Origin of the sequence: Bacteroides sp. NSJ-48 (genome assembly GCF_014287405.1) — a bacterium.
Lineage (GTDB): Bacteria > Bacteroidota > Bacteroidia > Bacteroidales > Bacteroidaceae > Bacteroides > Bacteroides stercoris.
The window spans coordinates 1-21,293 of the sequence record NZ_JACOOD010000029.1; the positions used below are offsets into that span (position 1 = coordinate 1).

The window sequence follows — 21,293 nt, forward strand, 5'->3', positions numbered from 1 at the left end:
CGGATAGAATTATGTGAGAAAGCACCGAAAAATGGCAATAAGAATGGCATATGAAGTGGTCATGTCCTATCATCTTCATATGCCATCTTATTTTTTAGGGACATTTACTGAATATCCCTCTTTAGACGTTGACGCTGTGCCGCATTTACCTCTTCATACTCTCCACTATCCCCTACCTTCAATAAAGTGGCATATATACTATGTATACCCACAGCAGAAAAACTTCTGGCAGATACAGTCACCGTCGAGTTATATTCTACCGCATCTATCTCGGCAGGAGAAGTGAGTTCTATTGTGGGTGGCGGATATGCGCTATCATCCGAATAATCGGCTTCACTATCACTACAACTTGTCAACGACAAGCCCCATAGCAGGGCAAACATCAGGATTATGGTGTTTTTGATATATTGTTTCATAGCCATTCATTTTTTATTTTAAAGATTCGATTTGCAATTGAAAACAATGTAAGTCTCCGCTTACACTTGTTTCGGTTACCCCCCTAAAAGCCCACTTGTGTGAAGTTAAAACAAATATACAATACTCGGAGTCTCTATTTCTATTTTCCACTTCTACGAAAGAATAGGTACCAGAAGTTAAATTAGAAGTAATTTCCGACTCAAGATTGGACAACAGTGCACGCTTGACAGTGCCTACCAGAACAGTCTGTTCACTTACCTTTTTCTTGAAAACGTCGACAGCCGGAGCTATCAAGTCTTCGCTGTTCAATGATACAGAACAGAAGAGCATATCTATTCCATTCACTGCTTCTGTTTTTGTTTCAAGATATCTGCAATCGTTTTCCACTTCATATTGCGTCATCTCGGAAATAGTGGAAGGAAAAAGCACTGTACTACCGATTATCTTTTTTTCTTCGCTATTATAGCTGCCAGGCACAAACACCGGCACTTTCTTACTCTCTCTAGCAGCCTCCGTACCCGTATTTATGATTGCGGTTTGTCCATAGACAGCATTTGTCCTGTCCAACAATGCCACTGAATGAGTAGTATTTCTGATAGATGACGCCACCTCTTTATAACTACAAGAGCTAAATAAATTTTGCTCAGACAAATGCGCATAAACCAAGACGTTCGTTGTTCTGAACCGGTTCCATTCCGGAATTTCTTCTCCCTTATTATCCTCGTCACTACACGAAACAAACAGGCAAGAAATAACACATATAAACAGCAGATATAGATAGTTTGATTTCATTTTTCATTCATTTTACAAATTCAACTTCAGCAAACAAAGCCCTGTGGTCAGAAACTTCCGGATTGGATAAAACTTTAAACGACTTCACTTTCCACTTATTCTGTGGAAGCCCGAATATATAATCAATCTTGATTGTCGGCTGATCTGCCGGGTAGGTGAATGTATCATCGCAGATTCTCTGCCAGTTCTTCATTACTTCACAAATCACATTAGAATCGTGTCGGGCATTAAAATCTCCTCCCAGCAGTGTCGGGATGTCTCCCGTACCAATCCGCTCATTAATCTGTTCGGCCATTGCACTCCTTATCAGATCTGTCGAATGATCCAGGTGAGTCGTCCCTATCCTGATTACGTCTGAAGTTCCCGGTTCCTGAATATCTACATATAATAGCGTACGGGGTTCTTTGGCTCCGTCTATTCCTTCAAAAGTTTTGTTATTGATATAAACGAAAGGATATTTTGAAAGTATGGCCACTCCATATTCTCCACCGCCAGTATCCATCGCTTTCCCGAATACGGAAAACAATCCCAACTCCGCAGCCAGTTGCGTGGTGAAATCTTGTTTTTTATTCCTTTTTGTGTTGTAATCTATTTCTTGTAACATTACAACATCCGGATTGTATTTCCTGATAAATACAGCGTACTCTTTCACCGAGTAACCAGTCATCTCTCCGGACATTCGACAATTATAGCTCATTATTTTAAGAGCCTGCGCATACGTACTTTGATACGCAAAGAAGAAAAGGCATACCCATACAACGGGTTTTAAAAGTGCTCTCATAAATTTATTTTTTATTATTAGATTAAGTTGACTTATTCAACGGTATATGTATATTCCGATATTTTTTTAAAGCTAACCGGCGTGATGGATTGCATCACCTCCAACACATAGTTCAAATCGTTCCCTTTACAAACAAAGTTGTACGTAAACGAAGCAATCTTTTCGTTTTTAACTGCAATTTCTATATCAAAATGCCGCTGGAGTGTTGTAAGCACTTCTTTCAGTGATGCATTTCTGAAAGTAAGTTGGTTCCCCTTCCAACTCGAAGCATCATCATGATATCTATCAGTTTTTATTTTTATTACATTACTTCTTTTTTCATAAACTGCAGTTTGTCCAGGAAGTATTTGCTGCATAGGTCTACGACTTCGTATATGCCCGATATTTATACTTCCTTCGTCGAGTGTAGTTTTGATTACCTTATCTGAAGGATATGCTTTTACATTGAAACATGTTCCTGTCACTTGTATTTTTACATTCTCGGCAAATACTTGAAAAGGGGATTTTTTATTTTTTGCTATTTCAAAATAAGCCTCTCCTTCCAGCGTAACATCCCTGTTGTATTTTGCAAACTGCTCCGGATAAGTCAATTTAGTATCGGCATTTAACCACACCCGGCTACCATCAGGAAGTAATACAAGTAACTTTTCACCTCTCACAGCACAGACCTCACGATAAACAAGGTTTGCCTCACAACGACTTTGATAGAAATTATATCCTGCACCTACTGCAAACAAAGCAATAATACAAGCCACCGCCCACTTAAAGAACAACGGCATTCTGATTCTCCTGTTCTTTCGTTTTTCTTCCTGCATCACAGCTTCCTGAATATTCTTATAAATGCGATATTCATCAAAAGGAGGCAGTTCTCTGTCGCCTAATTCGAGCTGCTTACCTTCTATTATCCTCTGAATATCGTCATCCATATATTTCCCGATGCTATCAACTATTTCAAAGTTCTGACTTGTATGTTTCTTTTTTAATTTCATATTTCAATATCTACTAATAATACACACTGTTACAAAAAAGTATTATACAGGCTACGTTAAACCGTGTTAATTCAAAAGAACGTTCTATATCAGCAAAAAGTGATAGGATCACATTATATAATAAAATACACCAACAGCAGGCTAAGCTCTCCCACTGTCGAGCGAATCTGTTTTAAAGATTGACTATATTGAAATTTAATTGTATTTATTGAAAGATTGAGTTTATCGGCTATTTCCTGATTGGAGTATTTTCCCGAAACTTTCATTTCAAAAACCTTGCGGCGTTGCGGCGAAAGTTGTCCAAGAGCTTGCTGTATGATGTTCATTTGTTCTTGTTTAAGGTTTTCGTTTTGAGAATCGTCTTCCAATTCTAAAACCATTGAAAGACAATCCTCAAGTAAATAGATATTTTTCTTTGAATCTCTCAACGTATTGAGCAGATCATTCTTCAACATCGTAAAAAGGTATCTGTTTATAGGTTTTGTCTCGTCGATTTCTTCTTTTTTCAGCCAGAGTTTTAAGAATAAGTTCTGCACAGCATCTTCAGCCAATTCCTTATTCTGCAAATATTTAAATGCTAAAGAAAAGGTCTGCGCCGCATACATCTTGTATACAATACTAAATGCCAGCTGGTTCCCCCCTTTCAGAGCCTTAACCAAAGCTTGGGCTTCATCCTGTGAGTATTTCCGGAACATCTTAATTATTTTAAATATAAAAATAAAAACTTATCATCTCAAGTCTTTATTTTCAAATATATTAATTCTTTCTGATATAGCATGATTCGCGAGCAATAAATGAAACAGGCCTCTTCTTTATTTCACCAGTCTTTGATATTTACTGAATAAAAAAGCTGAAAATGATAATAATCCGCCAGTTGTTGAATGAACATCTTTTCGAGTATTTTTCCGCTCAGTTGCATTCACCCAGCTTTCCTCTATTTCCTTTAATTTATTTTCAAGTTGTTTCTGATCGACCGTTACACCTTCCCCGACCGCATTGATGAATGTATTGATATACACCTCCCAGCGTTTTGAATAATAATCACTTATCAGTCCCGCCCACGAACGACTGGCATAATCGTTCAGGCTCCCCCCCCAGGTAGTAATCAAGTTGCGGGCATTCTTTTCATAATAGTCTTTCAATTGAGGGGAATCTCCCATCTTCCGTGCATCATCAATCCATTTATCCAGCGAACAGTAAGGATGAAAGGCATTCAGCTTATCCAAGTCATTCAATATCTCTTTCATTTTCTCGCCGCAAGCTTTCAAAGCCTGATAATCTTTGGCTTCAACCATCCTATCAAACTCCATTTTCACATCAAGAAAGTAGTTTCCAAGCACCTGTCTGCCTACAGTAATCAAATCCAAGCGAAAAGCATCTCTCCGGTCAGAAGGCGCTTCGTTCAGTTTTCGCCAAACCTCTAATAACTCAACATTACTATACACATTACTTGTCCGTTTTTCACTGTTTTTATTCAATTCAGGGCGATACCCGGGTAAAGTACCCAATGTGCGCGGCACCTGTACATAAATGTCATTGAATAATAGTTTCCAAGCATCGCGTACAGGCTGCGACACGCATCCCACATGTCTGTCAGCCAGACATTCAATCCATTTATTATCATCTACATTCAGATTCCATGCTTTCTCAAGAATGTATTCGTAGGGAAATTGCACCACGTCCAATCCTTCCAGCGTAGAGCCGATTCCTTTAAGGTTACCTCCACCGTTCATGAAAGCATTCTCAAGTCGTGCGCCACTTTCTTTGACGTTACCTGTCAAAGTTGTGTTTCCCCCGAAATTGCCCAGATAACACCAAATATAGGGCTGATCATGAAAATGCTCTGTTCTTTTCCATAATTCAACATTTTCACAATGATAATCAAGTAATATCATTTTATTCTGTGGCACTCCTGTCAACAAAGCCTTCATTCGCTCGGAAGTCCATTTATCTTTATCAAAATAAAACATCCACGTCATTTGCATCCATTGGGCTTTGGGATCGGCAGCCGTCAATGTAGCGTACATATCCGATGCTATCTTCCGCAAATATTCAGGTTCGAAACTGGGTGGGTCAACCTCGTTGAAAGGATCTAAACCATAAATATGATCGGTTCCGAAAAGTTTTTTTTGTTCATCAAGAAATAGTTTCTGAATTTTCGCAAACAAAGCATCGTTAGGGTTCAGAAAGTTACAACGGTATGCATCAGCAAAGCCGGCCCATTTGCCCAAATGTTGAATATCAGCCTCGGGATAAATCCGTTTTAAATCGGCAGGTACATGTCCGGCAAAGGCTGGTAATACGGGCTTCATATTCAATTCACGCTCACGTGCGAGTATTTTTTTCTGCAAGCTTACCTGGTGTTCCAACCATTCCATCGGTAACGGACCATTCCAGCGATCTATGTTAGCCATCCGATGCCAGGGCAGATACGGCGGTCCCGTGAAGTAAGAGCGTATTTCGATGTCCGACATTCCCATTTTCGACCAGACTTTATACCACACAGCTTCTTGTCCGGTAATTGCCAAAGGCATATTTATACCATTAAGGGCCATCCAGTCAATAAAGCGCTCCCATTCTTTCCATTGCCACCAAGGCATCGTGTAACCATACGTGCAGTAATTCAGGAAAAAACGAGTATCCACTCTCGCTTCCGAAACAACTTTCTCACCAACCATCGGCAATTCTTCAGGGATTTCAACGGCTATATCCGCATACCATGACACTGTAGTGAGACAGTAATATTTCAAGTAATGGTTCAGTCCCATCGCCATTGAATTGGCGTTGTTTCCACCGATTACAATTTTATCTTTTACGGACTCTATCGTAAAGCAGTCTTTCTCTCCTTTCAACTTTTGAAATTGAAAACTCTCGATATATGACGGCAGCAAACGTTTCAATAATGCTTCCGCAACAGCTACATCTTTGTCTTTAGCCTGAAGAACCAACGACATAAGTAGCATAACCAAACATGTGTATACACTTTTTCTTTTCATTCTGATTTATAATTTTATATAGATTTTTCTTTTTAACAAAACATATCCCAACAGCCCATTGAACAACAGGAAAAATACACCGTACATAAATGAACCGAAGTAATTTCCGAATAACGGGTTAAACAAATTGTTGAATACAGCCGTATGGATATGCCAATGCACAAGCAATCCTCCGACTATGCAACTAAACACATAAATTACAAGCGGATTCGCTCCAAATGCTTCGAAAAACGAAAACCACTTTTTATTCTGCTTCACATCAATGATATAAAGCAGCAATGCCAATGACAATGCCGCAATCCCACAAGTAAGCAAAACAAACGAAGGAGACCACAAACGTTTGTTCAAAGGACAGGCATAGCTTAACAAATAGCCGGCAAACAACAGCGTAGTACCTATAAGGAATAGATTCAGCATCCGGCAGTCATTATCTTTAATATCGATGATTATCTTTCCGCAAACAAAACCGATCATTACTTGAGACACAGCGGGAATCGTACTAAGTATCCCCTCGGGATCGACAAACTGGCGGCCCTGAAGATACATGTGGTTAGATCCTAAAATAGCCGAATCAATCATCCCGATGATATTATCCGCACTTTTCTCAAATCCGTTTCCAAATAACTGAAATATAAAGTAGGCAGCCAGCAAAACGATGGCTAATGGCATAAACCACTTATGCGGTATTTTTATAGCCAATAAGGCTGTAATGCCATAACAAATCCCAAGCCGTTGCATAACACCCATCAACCGGAGCCGACTCAAATCAAAATAGTTAGCACTATCTATTGCTGTAAGGAACCACTCTATAACCAGACCGATCAATATTAACAAGAGACTTCTTTTTATGATTTTCGCAATCGCCGGTCGATACTGGAAGTTATACTTACACAAGGAGATGTAGGTCGAAATACCCATCAGGAACATAAACATCGGAAATACCAGATCAGCCGGCGAAAAGCCATCCCACTTGGCATGTGCGAACACAGCATAGTTATAGCCACACTTTCCGGTGTTGTTGACCAAGATCATCCCGGCAACAGTAATACCCCGAAGTACATCAAGCGAAAGTAACCGTTTGTTCGGATTCATAATGCCTGCTTCTTTTAATTACTTATTATATATAAAATAGCTGTTCCGGCAGCTAACACTATCCCTATAAGCGATTCATAAGGTATCAGCTTCAGACGTTCCTTAAAGTTAAGTTCACATACCCCTCCTGTCGCATGAAAGAACGAGCCATGTGGCAAATGGTCAAGAACTGTAGCTCCGGAATTAATCATAGCCGCTCCCCAAACCGCAGAAATACCTATAGCCAATATCGTTTCAGCGAACGAAGAAGAAGCCAGTGTCGCTCCGGCTGTTGTCGATGCGGTAGCCGCCGACATCAACGCGCCTGATATAGGAGCAATCAATACATCACTCATATGAGCATGATCCAATCCTGTAAGAATCCAATCTTTCAAAGAAGAGTTCTTTATGATGCCGGCAATAGTTCCAGTTCCTATCAACAGAATAGCTACCACAGACATCTTTTGCAGCCCATATGCTATACTCGGAAGAATATTTTTCCATTGTTTCATACAGATAGCACCACATAACCCACCGACCGGCAAAGCTATCAAAGGATCGATATTAATTCCTACCGCAGGACGTAATGCCAATAAAACAATCGTAACAACAGGAGCAATCAGACTGGTTCTTAACGAAGGAAGATTTCTCTCTTCCTCTTTATCCTCTGTTTGCATCATTGTTTTTTTGTTTTTTACCGATTGAGGCATTAGACGAACAATAACGAAAACAGTGAAAAACAAACCGATCACTGCCGGTAAAATATTGGCAAACATTACAGCCGATAGATCTGCATTAAAATTTCCGGCTGCTATAATGGTGTTCGGGTTAGGTGATATGATATTTCCACATTTACCTCCCCCGATCATAGCAATAAGCAATACAGATGGAGACAGGTTTAGACGCTTGCCTATCGAAAGAGCCACCGGCGCAACGGTTATCACTGCCACATCAATAAAGACGCCTACCGTACAAAGCAACATCGTTGCGAGTGCCAATGCCATAAATACCCGTTTTTCACCCATTTTGTTTATAATCGCATTGGAGATGACCGTGGTAGCTCCGGTTTGTATCAATATGCCTGACAAGACTCCGGCTGTCAGAATCCGCAATACCGCCGGGGTGACCTCTTTCACCCCTTCGGTCATCACCGTAACGGTCTCATTCAAAGATAGTCCTCCCAACAACCCTCCGACTACCGCTCCGATAATCAGACTGTATGTCGGAGAAAGCTTTCTTATGATTAACAGTATGGATAATGAAAGCCCGATTAATGCGCCTATCGCTGTCATTGAGTATTATTTAGTAAATTGTTTTATGATTCTCACCACCTGTCGTACCGTTCTCTCTATGTTTTCTTTCGTAAACTCCGGTTGCATCGCCTCTTCAAGTGTTACCGGAAAAGGTTGAATAGGCAGTACGGCAGTAAACCCCATCCTATTAAGCGCTTCGGTGGCTTCGACTGCTCCCCCAAACGCTATCACCGGAACCTGACATTTCTCACCGACACGTAAAATTCCGTCCAGTGCCTTTCCCATACCAGTCTGGCGATCCAGTTTCCCCTCTCCAGTCAGTATCAGATCTGCCTGTCGAACGACCTCCTCGAAACGAAGCGTTTTCAATATAACTTCTATTCCGGATTGCAATTCTGCATTCAAAAACGGAAGCAGGCCACCTCCCATTCCTCCGGCAGCTCCGGCACCGGGAAGCTGCGATATATCCATATTTGTATATTCCTTTATCACCTGTGCATAATGCCGCAACCCATTGTCCAACTCTATCACTTGCAAACTATTTGCCCCTTTTTGGGGAGCATATACATAGGCCGCACCCTCTTCTCCAAAAAATGGATTACTAACATCACAGGCAATCATAAATTTACTATCCTTCAATGCCGGATTTAATTGGAAAATATCTATTTGATGGACTTTTATCAGATTTTCGCCGACAGGCTCCAACTCACCGTTTCCACTATCTAAGAAACGTGCACCTAAAGCCTTCAGCATACCTATTCCCGCATCATTCGTAGCACTTCCGCCGATCCCGATAATGAATTCCCGACACCCGCGTTTTAATGCGTCAGCAACCATTTCTCCAACTCCATAAGTCGTAGTCTTCATGGGATTTCTTCGATTTGAATCAATCAATGGCAGACCGCAGGCCGAGGCCATTTCGATAATAGCCATCGCACCATTGTTTACGATGCCATACGATACTTCAATTGGCTTCATGAATGGATCATGCACCCGACATGACACCGTTTGAGCATGAAGGGCAGAGCATAGAGCTTCTGTAGTCCCTTCGCCGCCATCAGCTATGGGGAAACGTATAATCTGACAGTCGGGTAATTCCTCCTGAATCGCTTTTTCGGCAGCTTTTGCTATCTCGAAAGAACCGACCGAACCTTTAAACGAGTCGAATGCCAATACAATCTTTTTCATAAAAGCTATCACTTATTTGTTTTCTCTATTAAATTCAATGCAGCCTTAACCGGGTCATCAAACGGAGTCGTACTGTTGCTCCAGGGAGATGTAATCCATTGCTCCTCCCATTCCCGGATTTTATCCCGGTTTTTTGTGAAATAGAGCTGTATACGAGGGATATAGTAGTCTTTAATCAGTCCGCTCCAGAAACGGGCGGCATAATCCTCCTGGATACCACCCCAACTTGTAATCAAGCGTTTGGCATTTGCTTCATAAGCATCTTTTTCCTGAAGAGTTGTTCCGCTATTGCGCGCAAGTTCCACCCATTCTTCTAATCGATATAAAGGATGAGAAGCCAACAGCCTGTCAACGTCCATCAACAAATCAACAGTTTGTTGCAGATTACGTTTCGCTGCGAGAACACGATTCTCCAAATCATCTTTTAGGGCCTGCTTATAAAAATTCTCAGCTTTAGCCGCTACATAATACGAAACAAACTCTATGAGGTCGTTTCTGTATAATTCAGAGCTTTTCAGTTCGTCAGCGCAACTAGCATACAAACGTATAGCTTGCAAATAATCATCACTAAGGTCGATTTTACTGATCCGCCGTTGATCGGGAATTACAGTTTGCCAGGTAAAACGGGGGTATGAATACAAAGAACTATATGCTGTCTTCCGAAAGAGTTTCCAAGCTTCCTCCATGGCATCGGGATATCCCCCATAACGGGCCTCACAGTACATCTTCATCCAATCGTCCAGATCGATACTATCTGATGACCATCCCATATCGGCCAACAATTCGTAAACAACCTCATTGTTTTCGAGTCCTTCAGGGGCAGAACCGAACCCAATCAAGTTACCTTTATTAGCTGCACGTAACGCTTTGACCGAGGAGCTTGCATACATGTCCAAGTCTCCTGTCATGGTGTTTTTCCCGCCAAAGTTGGGTACATAGCTGAATATCCATTTCTTTCCGTAAAATCCATCATGTACTTTCCATGTTTGTTCGGTGTTCCATACCCATTTCGGATAATCATTGCCCAAATCAATGATAATCATTTTATCATCAGGTACATTGCTCAACAGGGCTTTAAGCGATTCTTTATCCCAGAATGAATGTTGATATCCGAATGTCCATCCCTGTGTAACCCAAACGGCATCCGGGTTTCCGGCTGCAATTGATTTATAGATCGTTTCTCCATACTCGGCCAATAACTTATATTTCGCTTCTTTATCTTCCTTATCGATAGGCAGTTCCATCTCATTAAAACTATCCGAGAGATAATACGTATTTTCTCCAAACTCTTTTTCCCACTCTTCGACAAACAGTTTGCCTATCTCTTCGAAGAAAGGCGAATCCGGTGGCAATACATAGGCATTGTACTCTTCATCAAAACCACCCCACCGCATGTGTCGGAATTGCGTATCGGGATGTTTCTGTACGAATGCTTCTGGCACGAAACCTGCAAACGCAGGTGCTATGGGCTGCATACCCAACTCGCGCATACGGGTCAGGATTTGATGCTGCAAAATGATTTGGTTCTGCTGCCAGGCATCAGATAAGGGACCGTCCCACTTGTTCAGATTGCCCATGCGATGCCAGGGAAGGTGTGCAGGGGCAGTGAAAAATTCACGGATTTCTTCTTTAGCCAATCCCATACGCAGCCATACCCGTTCCGCAATGGCCTCGCTAGCCACGGTAGCCAAGGGCATATTTACCCCATAAAGAGCCATCCTGTCAATTTCCTTCTCCCAACGCTCCCAGTCCCAGTAAGGGGTAGTGTAGCCGAATGTACAAACATTAAGAAAATAGCGCAACTCATAAGGGGACACCTGTTCATACAATTCATAATCAGGCCACGGCATCACCGACGTTATATGTTCACCGCTCCATGTTTTCATACTCTTGCAGGCCTCTTTCATGTACGTATGAAAAGCGTAACAGATAGCAACGGAGCTACTTCCCCTTAGGGTAAGCCGGCCGTCGCTTGCTATCACTTCGAATATATCTTTACCATCGGATGGTTCGATATATTCAAAGTGGATAGACTGTGCTCTTTCCCCAATCTGACGTTCTATTAACTGTTTGGCGGGGGTGATAATATCCGTCTTAGGCTTGTGGCATGAGCAGAAAAAAAGCGTTGTTGAAATCAGTAAATACTTGATTATTGTATGTATCATAGAAAATCATAAATGTTATAAGTGAGTATCAATATTTTTTCTTCGATGCTTCCTTCACATATTCCAGTTCCGTAATAATCGGTAAATGGTCTGACAAAAGCGACTGAACAGTTTGCGTACTAATCACACGCCATCCTTTTTGCGGGTATGCAAACAAGTAATCGATCTTAATCACAGGTTTCCATGCCGGCATCCCGAAATCATCGTTACTCGCAGCAAACCAACTATCCATACCACGTATTGCCTCGGAGTAATGACGCGCGTTGAAATCACCTCCCAAAATTATAGGATATTTATAATTTTTGAAATGCCCGGTAATAAATTTTATTTGCTCCGCCCTTGTTTCTTGAGAGTTGACGTCCAGATGCGTAGAGGTAAAAACAATGGTATCATTACCCATTTCGAATAATCCCTCCAGCATGGCCCGCCTCTCATGCTCTTTGACCGGATGGGGCAGCATTATCTTTTGTACAGAAATATATGGATATTTACTTAACATCCCAATACCGTAATAACCGGTAGAATAGTCAATCGTCTTTCCGTAAAGCCCAAACATCCCTGTATGATAGGCAAGTTCGGATATAAAATCCTTCCCCTTCTGATGCGGGGTACGCTTACGGTCTGTTTTGCTATCCACTTCCTGAAGCGCCACAAAATCAGGCTTGAAGGATTTGATATGATGAGCTAGTTCCTCTAAAGATGCCAGTTCGCCAAATCTCAAATTATAGGTCATTACCCGCAACCGTAGAGTATCTTGCGCATAGGCAACACCCAAAGTCAGGCATAAAAACAATAATAAATATTTCTTCATTGAATACATGGTTTCTATTTTTTAATGATTACTTTTCCCAGCCCGGATTTTGTCCTAACAGAGGATTCTTCTGACGCTCGGGATTAGGCACGGGCCACAAATAATGTTTCGTTGCGTCGAAGTAACGCGCGCCGCCTTCCGCGGTAGACTTTTCGTAGATAACATCACCAAACTCATCTACTCCGGTATCGGGATATGGGTTGGCGCCCAAATCATTCATACAAACTTTCAGGCTAGGACCGGTGATGGCACGTCCAAAGCGGAGTTCGCCTTCACGCCAGCGCATCACATCGGCATATCTAGTTCCTTCACCTGCCAACTCAATGCGACGTTCTCTTCTCAATTCGGTTTCGAGATCCATCCCCCATGCGCTAAGTTCGTCAAGGTTCATACGATGCATATTCACACGATCTCTAAGCCTGTTGATGGAGTAGTCAATCTGTGCTTGTGTCAGATTCTTGCCTTGCAGTTCGAAAGTGGCTTCGGCATAAATCAGCAAGATTTCGGCAAAACGGATGACATTAAGATTCCCATGTCCGTCTACACTCGAACCGGCCAAATCAATATCGTTATACTTTTTCAGATAGAAGCCTGTACGGCTATTTGCCCCCACACGGTTATTATTTTGCAATGAAGCAAAACGAGGCAAATTAAATGTCTCGTTGGCCTTATCCGCATCAGGGTCACCGTCATCTCCTCCCGGCCATTTGTCACCCGGAGCATATAAAGTCATCTTCATTCTAGGATCTCTGTTCCGGAAGTAATCCACATAATGCTCTTCAGGCGACTTGTATAACGATGAGGTCTGCACACCGGTCTTTTTATAATATTCCAGTCCGGTTTTTGCCGGCTTACCGTCTGTACACAGATAAGCATCCACTAACGACTTTGTCGGATTGAGACGTATGTAGTCTGTCGGACTGCAAGTTTCATTGGGCAGACTTTGCGTACGGATTTCGGGTACAAAAAGGCTATATACGATGGCTTCGATATTTTTCGGATCATTCTCGACATCCCCTTCGTGATGGAACAGTTTTTCATATTCATACAGGCCATAGGGACTGTTTTCGATGATATATTCACTCGTTTTTGCAGCCAGTTCCCACCTTTCGTTTTGCAAGGCAATACGTGCCAATATAGCCAAAGCGCCCCAGCGGTCGAGTCTTCCCAGCTTGTCTCCTGTATATCTTTCTTCAGGCATGCGCTCTGCCGCCCATTTCAAATCCTCGACGAGCAGATCAATGACTTTCTCTCTAGGAGTACGTTCGATATATGCATCTTCGGGCTGGATGACTTCTCCTACCCAGGGAACATCCCCCCAAAATGTCGTGAGGTAAAAGTACATAAGCGCCCGGATGGTTTTTACTTCTGCGGCATAAACGTCTTTCTTACTTTGAGCTACCTGCGCTTTATTATAATTGTCCAGAAAATTATTGCAGCGATAAATATAACTATACGCTCCTGTCCAATAAGTAGTGAAAGGAAAGCCGTCAGTATAAGAGTGCTTGCCTCCCGAAACCTTACTCAGTCCACTGGTAATATTCCCCCACATAACAGTTTCGGCCGTCGATTCGGTCCAATTCACGAGATAGTCTTTTTGCAAAGCTTCGTAACAGGGAGGCAAGGCATTTTCAAGCTGATCTTCATTTACCCAGAATGTTACATTGTCCGGCTCGTTAGGATTCGTTCTATCCAGAAAATCGCTACATGAGGTAACTATACCAAATAAAGCAATGATTAAAAAGTATTTTGAGTATTTCATCTTTATGGTCGTTTAATAGGTTAGAATGTTACTGATAATCCAAAAACATAGGTTTTTACTTGCGGATAGACATCTCCGCTGGTGGTCCTCACTTCAGGGTCATAAGCTCCGAAGTAATCGGTTTTAGTAAACAAGTTATCTGCCGAAGCATATACTCTAAGACTATTAATGCCAAGAGGTGCCACCATTCGGGCAGGAAAACGATAACCTATCTGAATATTCTTCAGGCGCAAGTACGATGCATCCTCTTTCCAGTAATCACTGAAGAGCCTATTGTGCTCCTGCGACTGATAAAGCCTTGGATAAGAAGCATTTGGATTCATAGGCGTCCATCTATCAAGATGCTCTTTTTTAGGGATCGAGTAGTCATTGATAAACGCATGCCGAGCCTCATCCTCAAGGTAACCGGCAACTTTGCCTACTCCTTGCAAATAGAAACTGAAGTCTATGCCTTTCCATTCCAAACCACCTTTGATTGCATAAGTATAATGAGGATCTCTATCACCGAACACCACTTTATCGTAGTCATCAACTACCCCGTCAGGAGCGCCGTCAGGACCACTGATGTCCCGGTACTTAATGTCTCCGGGCTGTACAATGCCGTTCTGTGATGCAACAAGAGGAAACTTAGGTTTCTGATACTTACCTGTAGTTGTATTCACCGATTCGAAGTCATACACTTGTGCCAGCCCATCGGTCAGATAACCATAGAAAGCACCTATCGGATCACCTACCCGACGATACGAACCGGAAGCCGTACTGGTCAGAGACTCCGGAGTCCCACCCAAATCGGTAACCTTATTACGGGCGTCCGACAGATTGAACCCGAGATTGTAATTTACATTTCCGATCTTATCACGCCATGACAGATTAAGTTCCCACCCTTTGACATCAATCTTACCAAGGTTGACATAACCTACATTACTACTGGGAACCCCGACAATAGCCGGGACATCGGGACGAACCAATGCATCGATATTTTCTTTCTTATACCAATCGAAGTCCACATTCAGTCTATTGTTCAAAAAACTAAGATCCATTCCGAAATTAAGCATGCGGATGGTTTCCCACTTGATGTCGGGATTACCGATCTTGTTTTGCCAAAGCCCCATAACAGGTGTATTAGAAGCTCCGATAGGATAGGACTCTTCGGTTATGATAGGCGACAAATAAGGATAGTAATTACCGGGAATGTTTTGATTTCCCAACTCACCCCAGGAAGCACGCAGCTTACCCGAGCTCAATACCGGAGTAGCGAATTCCATGAATTTTTCACGTGAAAAGTTCCATCCTACCGAGAATGACGGAAAATATCCCCAACGATTGCCCTTGGCAAACCTTGAAGTTCCGTCGGCACGCAGATTGGCTTCAAACAGGTATTTGCCGTCAAAAGCATAGTTGACACGCCCAAAGTAAGAACGCAAAGCCCACTCATCTTTTGTTCCGCTATTCATAAAATTAATCATACCGGCACTAATAACGTGAATATCCTCAACCATCACATTATCACGCGTAGCACCCAGCGTGCTTCTGCTTTCCCATTCTTGCGAAAATCCCAACAATGTTCCCAACTCATGGCGCCCCATTGTTTTATTAAAGTTCAAGGTGAACTGCAACGTCTGGGTCATAACATCGAGATGGCTTTGTGAGATATAGTCCTTGGCATCTTCATTTGCTTTCAACGGACTACCGTCCGAATAATAAGACAACATCTTCGGATTAAACTCATCCACCTGACGGGTATATATATTAGCAGAATACTGCATACCAGCGTTCAGTCCGTCTATAATTTTAAGATCTGCATTGAATATTCCATTGAGTACCCGGGTTTTCCGTTCTTCCGTTCCCGACTCATAGGCTACCTGCAAGGGATTACGTACCGAACCGTACGACCAGTTCTCACTATCTACCATCCGACCATTCTCATCAGGAACCTGCCACTTGACGGGTAGTAACGGAGACATACGCTGTGACAGGCGGAACACTCCTGATGTGCCGCTATAGCCTAAGTCCTTCTTATAGAAATCGACATAACTCATCTGCCCGGTCAGTTTCAGACGATCATGCACCTCCGTGTTTACACTGATACGCGCATTATGTCTTTTTGAACTGTATCCGTCACCTACAACCAGTCCATCCTGATCCAAGTAACCATACGACATGAAAAATCCGGTTTTCTCGCTTCCACCCCGTGCACTCACATTATGTCCCGTCTGAAAAGCCCGGCTTTTGTATATTTCATCAACCCAGTCAGTATTGGAATATTCGTTAGGATACAGTCCCGAATCATATTTATCGAAAGCCTCCTGTGTATAGGGTTTGGAAAATCCGGCAGCACTCATAGCTTCATTGGAAAGTTCCATATACTCCCTTCCGTTGACAAGTTCGGGCAATGCTGTAGGAGTCTGGAAGCCGGCATATCCGTTATATTGGAATTCTACCCGTTCTTTCTTTTCTCCTTTTTTAGTCGTTACAAGAATAACACCGTTGGCGGCACGCGCTCCATAAATAGCAGATGACGCGGCATCTTTCAACACTGATACGCTTTCGATATCCGAAGGATTCAATAAGTTGATGTCTCCTCCGGCTACCCCATCAATCAAAATTAAAGGCGCTGTACTACTATTGATGGTTCCTGTACCACGAATGTTGATATTGGGCACAGCACCCGGCTGTCCCGAAGAGGCAACGATACTAACTCCGGGAAGCAATCCTTGCAAGCCCGTAGTTACGTTAGTAATAGGTCTATTCTCGATAGCCTCCGCTTTGACCATAGATACGGCACCTGTTACATTTACCTTCTTTTGCACACCATAACCTACAACGACTACATCTTCCAGGCTGACAGCATCCTCTTTCATCACCACATTTACTGTCGTTTCTTTCGCCACGACACTTTCTTCACGGTAGCCCACGTATGAATAGCGAAGAGTGCTTCCATAAGGCACTTTGATGGAATACTGACCATTGATATCGGTGATTGTACCTGTAGTTGCTCCTTTTACCGATACGGTAGCCCCGATAATCGCTTCCGCATTCTCGTCAGTTACCTTACCTTTCACATATAGTTCATTCCTACTCTCCTGCGGCTCGACAGGTTCTGTTTTATTTTGATATTCTTTATTATAAAATAAAATACTGTCATCCAGAAAACGGAATCCGATGTTAGTCCCTTTCAGCAAAAGAGTCAGTGCTCTGTTCACCTCTGTGTCTTTTATCTCCAATGACACTTTCCTATTCGTATCCACAAATTCTTTACTATAGGCTACATTCATCGAAGCCTTCTCCGCTATCTGACTGATAGCTTCTTTAAGAGGAAGCTCTTTGATACTAACCGATATTTTTTGCTGCTGTGCATAAACAAGAGCTGTGACAAATATGCACATTAGAGCTACAATACACCTTCTACCGGTGCATGAAAAAGGAGAATCTTTTTCCATAATATTAGTCTTTAATGTTTATAGTTCAATATCTATTAGGGAATACACGATAGATATTAAAAAGTATTACAGCAAATAAGTTAATGAATATTAATTTAAGAATATGGGGGAAATTTGCCAGAAATTAATCCATAAGTATTGATAAGCATTGAATGGAAAAACAAGTGGAATTTAAGTATTTTCCCTGATCAAGAATAATCAATCCGCCAGCGCCAGTGTCAGCACACTAATCCGCACTCCTTCACCTCCGCCAGCCGCGAAGCACACGCAACAGTGGTATCCCCTGTTATCAATACATCATCCACAATCAGAATATGCTTTCCGACCAGAGAATCCACATGATTCAATTCAAAAATTCCATCCACATTCTCCCAGCACTCGAATACAGATTTGCGTGTCTGTGTCTCCGTATTCTTCCGGCGGGCTACCGATTCCACACATACGGCAATACCCATCACAGCCGCAATACCCCGTGCTGTACATTCACTTTGGTTATAGCCACGGAACTGCTGTTTCTTTTTATGCAATGGTATGGGGATTATTCACATCAGCTCCCTCGAAGAAATCCGAATCCAATAACTCAGCAGCCATATATCTTCCCATGACTGTTCCGATCTCTTTCTTTCCCCCATACTTCAGCTGATGAAGAATCTACCGGAAATCACTCCCTTTCCGGTAGAAGAAATTACATATAGTACAAAGACATTCTTCACCCTTTGACAGCGGCCTGCCGCAAACTATGCAACAACAGGGAAACAATAAAGATAAAAATGAATGGAGCTGGTCTTTTATAAGAAGAAGTGTGTGTTTCATAATAGTAGCAAGGAGTAATAAGCAGACCGTTTCTCCTACATATCCAACGGGGGGACCTCCGCCAACAGTTCCTGAAACAACGGATGCAGGTACCCGTTCGTTGCAATGATATGATGTCCCTCTATAAAGTGGTCCTCACCATAGAAATTAGTAACTTTTCCTCCCGCTTCCTGCACAATCAAAGCTGCCGCAGAATAATCCCATTTTCCGATAAAAGCTTCCGTCCAAGCATCAAAACGCCCCATGGCCACATAACAAATAGCCGCAGCGGCTGAACCGTTCATCCGAATGCCGCCTACCATTCCATAAAGCCGGTCTATCAAATGAAGAGCCGTCCGCTTATATTGCAGATGATTATAAGGCAGCTCGGTAATGACAAACGCATCTTTTACATCCCGGATATCCGAAACATGAATCGCCTTACCATTCATAAAGGCCTTTCCACCTTTCCATGCATAAAAACATTCGTCCCGACAAACTTCATATACAACTCCCAATAAAAGCCCGGTACGGTTGCGCAAAGCAATGCTCACACAATAAGGAGCTTCATCATGAATATAGTTCGTAGTACCGTCCAACGGATCAATCACCCAGAAATAAGGTTCGTCCCGGTAAGTGACCGACCCTTCTTCCGTTATGAAACCTGCTTCGGGAAGTAAAGTGGAAAGAGCTTTCACTACACGTACTTCAGACTCCTTGTCTACATAAGATACATAATCATGTGCATGTTTCTCCTCAACACATTCACGACGGAAATTTTTGCGTTCTTCTTTCAAAAAGTGTCCCGCCTCAGTTGCAATACGGCACACGTCTACTGTAAGCTGCTTTAAATCCAACATTTCAATATCCATTATTAAAAGTGTCTCTAAGGTATGGCTTTTCTCACGAAAAACCATTGAAAGGAATCGCTATTTTCATAAGAGTAGTAAACTTTAAACATTCATAGTAAAGATGATTCCATTGACCTGTATCTCTCATATTTTTCTCAATATATCTCTCATAGCAATTTGCTTAAAAAAAACAATCAACCGTATTTTACAGACCAAACTACTACGTTTTATGCACAGAGTATCTATTAACTATCTGTTTATTACGATAAAAGTCCCAAAGCAGTAACGGTTATTTAAAACCAATCAATTCCACTGCCTTGAATTATTATTGTGCCACTTAATTGGCACAATAATGCCTATTCGTTGGCACAATAATGCCATATCTATGGCACAGTTATGCCAACGAACTGGCAATGATAGTCTGAAAAGCCATTCATACCCATCTGAATAAAAAGAAAACAGACCAGTTTCTTTGATAGCCCACCGCACATTTAACACATCTATTTTTGAACCTTTTATTTTTTATCTTGTTCTTTCTCCAAAAGCCTAAGGTACCAATAGGGCAGGAATTTATATTTAACCTAAACATTATAGAAGTATGAAGAAATTTATTCCCTTATTATTAGCGGTCTTCGCAATAGCATTCGTATCTTGCGAAAAAGACCCCGACATGGATAAGCTGGACAGCAAGTATCTGGTTTATACCAATTATGACACGAAAGCAGACTTCAAAGCTTTCGAAACCTATTACTTACCGGATAGCATCCTTGTTATCGGCAACAGTAAAGACGCCGAATATTGGAAAGACGAAAGTGCACAGGAAATCCTCAGCGCATACGTTGCCAATATGGACAACCGCGGTTATGTCCGTACAGACAATCGCGAAGACGCCGACCTCGGTTTGCAAGTGAGTTACGTAAAGAGCACTTACTACTTTACGGACTACGGACGCCCCGAATGGTGGTGGAACTACCCGGGCTATTGGGATGCTCCTTACTGGGGTAACTGGGGCGGATGGTACTATCCGTATGCCGTAAACTATGCTTATAGTACCGGTTCCTTCATCACCGAATTGCTGAACCTCGACGCTCCCCAAGGCGAAAAGGAAAAACTTCCCGTGCTGTGGACCAGCTACATGAGCGGGTTATTGAGCGGCTCGACCTCTTTCAACACCAAGATGGCAGTGGAAGGCGTGAACCAGGCTTTTACACAATCTGCCTATCTTAACAGAATGAGTGCCCAGCCGAGATAAACTACCGGCTTCTTCTATCCCGATAGAAAGCTATTGTTGAATTTATAAAACAAGAACAAGTATGAAAACATTGAAATATATATCCTTGAGGGCATTCGCAATCGCCGCCCTCGCCCTTGTCTTCGCCATGCCGGCAAAGGCACAGATGACCGATAACGGTTATGCCAACATCGACTGGCAGTTCAATTTCCCCTTAAACAACCACTTTGCCGACAAAGGCAGCGGATGGGGCATGAACTTTGAAGGCGGTTACTTCCTGACGTCCAACTTTGCTTTGGGAGGCTTCCTGGCTTATCATAGCAACCATGAATATTTCAGCCGTCAGACCTTGCCGGTCGGTACGAGCGGCAGTTTGAATACCGACCAGCAGCATACCGTATTCCAGTTGCCTTTCGGTCTTGCCACACGTTATGCGTGGAACCGTGGCGGTGCATTCCAACCGTATGTGGGCGTAAAACTCGGTACCCAGTATGCACAGTTGAAGTCCACTTTCAATGTATTTGAAGCCAATAAAGATACATGGGGATTCTACGTATCTCCGGAAATCGGTTTCAACGTTTACCCGTGGGCTTACGGTCCGGGCCTGCACTTCGCAGCCTATTACAGCTACGGGACCAACAAAGGCGACCTCTTCACTTACAGTGTGGACGGTATGAACAACTTAGGTCTGCGTATCGGTATTGCATTCTGACATACACACCTAAAACTTAACAGAATAAATTAATTGTTTCAA

General features: G+C 42.4%; 15 protein-coding genes and 2 pseudogenes. 2 read left to right on the plus strand and 15 right to left on the minus strand.

What is annotated here, in order from left to right; all coding sequences use genetic code 11:
* Window positions 1-113: 113 nt before the first annotated feature.
* The 15 genes and pseudogenes from H8S52_RS13260 to H8S52_RS13330 form a co-directional block, all read right to left on the minus strand.
* Window positions 114-416, minus strand: a pseudogene (locus H8S52_RS13260) (hypothetical protein); the annotation flags it as partial.
* A 13-nt stretch (window positions 417-429) separates the two neighbouring features.
* Window positions 430-1,209, minus strand: coding sequence for a hypothetical protein (locus H8S52_RS13265; protein ID WP_186909970.1), 780 nt, complete (start codon window positions 1,207-1,209; stop codon window positions 430-432).
* 7 nt (window positions 1,210-1,216) lie between these two features.
* Window positions 1,217-1,990 carry an endonuclease/exonuclease/phosphatase family protein gene (locus H8S52_RS13270; protein WP_060386462.1) on the minus strand — a complete coding sequence of 258 codons (774 nt, stop codon included), beginning with the start codon at window positions 1,988-1,990 and terminating at the stop codon, window positions 1,217-1,219.
* A 32-nt stretch (window positions 1,991-2,022) separates the two neighbouring features.
* Window positions 2,023-2,979, minus strand: coding sequence for a FecR family protein (locus H8S52_RS13275; RefSeq protein WP_186909971.1), 957 nt, complete (start codon window positions 2,977-2,979; stop codon window positions 2,023-2,025).
* Window positions 2,980-3,092: 113 nt separating this feature from the next.
* On the minus strand, window positions 3,093-3,674 hold the full coding sequence (locus H8S52_RS13280) for an RNA polymerase sigma factor (RefSeq protein ID WP_186909972.1): 582 nt from the start codon (window positions 3,672-3,674) through the stop codon (window positions 3,093-3,095).
* A 117-nt stretch (window positions 3,675-3,791) separates the two neighbouring features.
* The gene (locus H8S52_RS13285; RefSeq protein WP_186909973.1) at window positions 3,792-5,975 is read right to left on the minus strand and encodes an alpha-N-acetylglucosaminidase; all 2,184 of its coding nucleotides are present in this window, start codon (window positions 5,973-5,975) and stop codon (window positions 3,792-3,794) included.
* 6 nt (window positions 5,976-5,981) lie between these two features.
* Window positions 5,982-7,067 (minus strand): acyltransferase family protein, encoded by a 1,086-nt coding sequence (locus tag H8S52_RS13290; protein ID WP_186909974.1) that lies wholly within the window; start codon window positions 7,065-7,067, stop codon window positions 5,982-5,984.
* A 14-nt stretch (window positions 7,068-7,081) separates the two neighbouring features.
* Window positions 7,082-8,338 carry a GntP family permease gene (locus tag H8S52_RS13295; RefSeq protein ID WP_186909975.1) on the minus strand — a complete coding sequence of 419 codons (1,257 nt, stop codon included), beginning with the start codon at window positions 8,336-8,338 and terminating at the stop codon, window positions 7,082-7,084.
* A gap of 6 nt (window positions 8,339-8,344) precedes the next feature.
* Entirely contained in the window at window positions 8,345-9,487 is a 1,143-nt protein-coding gene (locus H8S52_RS13300) for a glycerate kinase (protein ID WP_186909976.1), read from the minus strand.
* 8 nt (window positions 9,488-9,495) lie between these two features.
* Complete coding sequence (locus tag H8S52_RS13305) at window positions 9,496-11,652, minus strand: alpha-N-acetylglucosaminidase (protein WP_186909977.1); 2,157 nt, start codon at window positions 11,650-11,652, stop codon at window positions 9,496-9,498.
* Between the two features lie 28 nt (window positions 11,653-11,680).
* Window positions 11,681-12,472, minus strand: a complete 792-nt coding sequence (locus H8S52_RS13310) for an endonuclease/exonuclease/phosphatase family protein (protein WP_186909978.1) — start codon at window positions 12,470-12,472, stop codon at window positions 11,681-11,683.
* Between the two features lie 19 nt (window positions 12,473-12,491).
* The gene (locus tag H8S52_RS13315; protein ID WP_186909979.1) at window positions 12,492-14,225 is read right to left on the minus strand and encodes a RagB/SusD family nutrient uptake outer membrane protein; all 1,734 of its coding nucleotides are present in this window, start codon (window positions 14,223-14,225) and stop codon (window positions 12,492-12,494) included.
* A 20-nt stretch (window positions 14,226-14,245) separates the two neighbouring features.
* The gene (locus tag H8S52_RS13320; protein WP_186909980.1) at window positions 14,246-17,665 is read right to left on the minus strand and encodes a TonB-dependent receptor; all 3,420 of its coding nucleotides are present in this window, start codon (window positions 17,663-17,665) and stop codon (window positions 14,246-14,248) included.
* Between the two features lie 198 nt (window positions 17,666-17,863).
* Window positions 17,864-18,478: pseudogene (locus H8S52_RS13325) on the minus strand (ComF family protein).
* Window positions 18,479-18,513: 35 nt separating this feature from the next.
* Entirely contained in the window at window positions 18,514-19,317 is an 804-nt protein-coding gene (locus H8S52_RS13330; protein WP_186909981.1) for an inositol monophosphatase family protein, read from the minus strand.
* Between the two features lie 589 nt (window positions 19,318-19,906).
* Here H8S52_RS13330 and H8S52_RS13335 point away from each other — a divergent pair.
* Both H8S52_RS13335 and H8S52_RS13340 read left to right on the plus strand, forming a co-directional pair.
* Window positions 19,907-20,560, plus strand: coding sequence for a DUF4136 domain-containing protein (locus tag H8S52_RS13335; protein WP_117955643.1), 654 nt, complete (start codon window positions 19,907-19,909; stop codon window positions 20,558-20,560).
* 61 nt (window positions 20,561-20,621) lie between these two features.
* Entirely contained in the window at window positions 20,622-21,251 is a 630-nt protein-coding gene (locus H8S52_RS13340) for an outer membrane beta-barrel protein (protein WP_117955645.1), read from the plus strand.
* Window positions 21,252-21,293 lie beyond the last annotated feature (42 nt).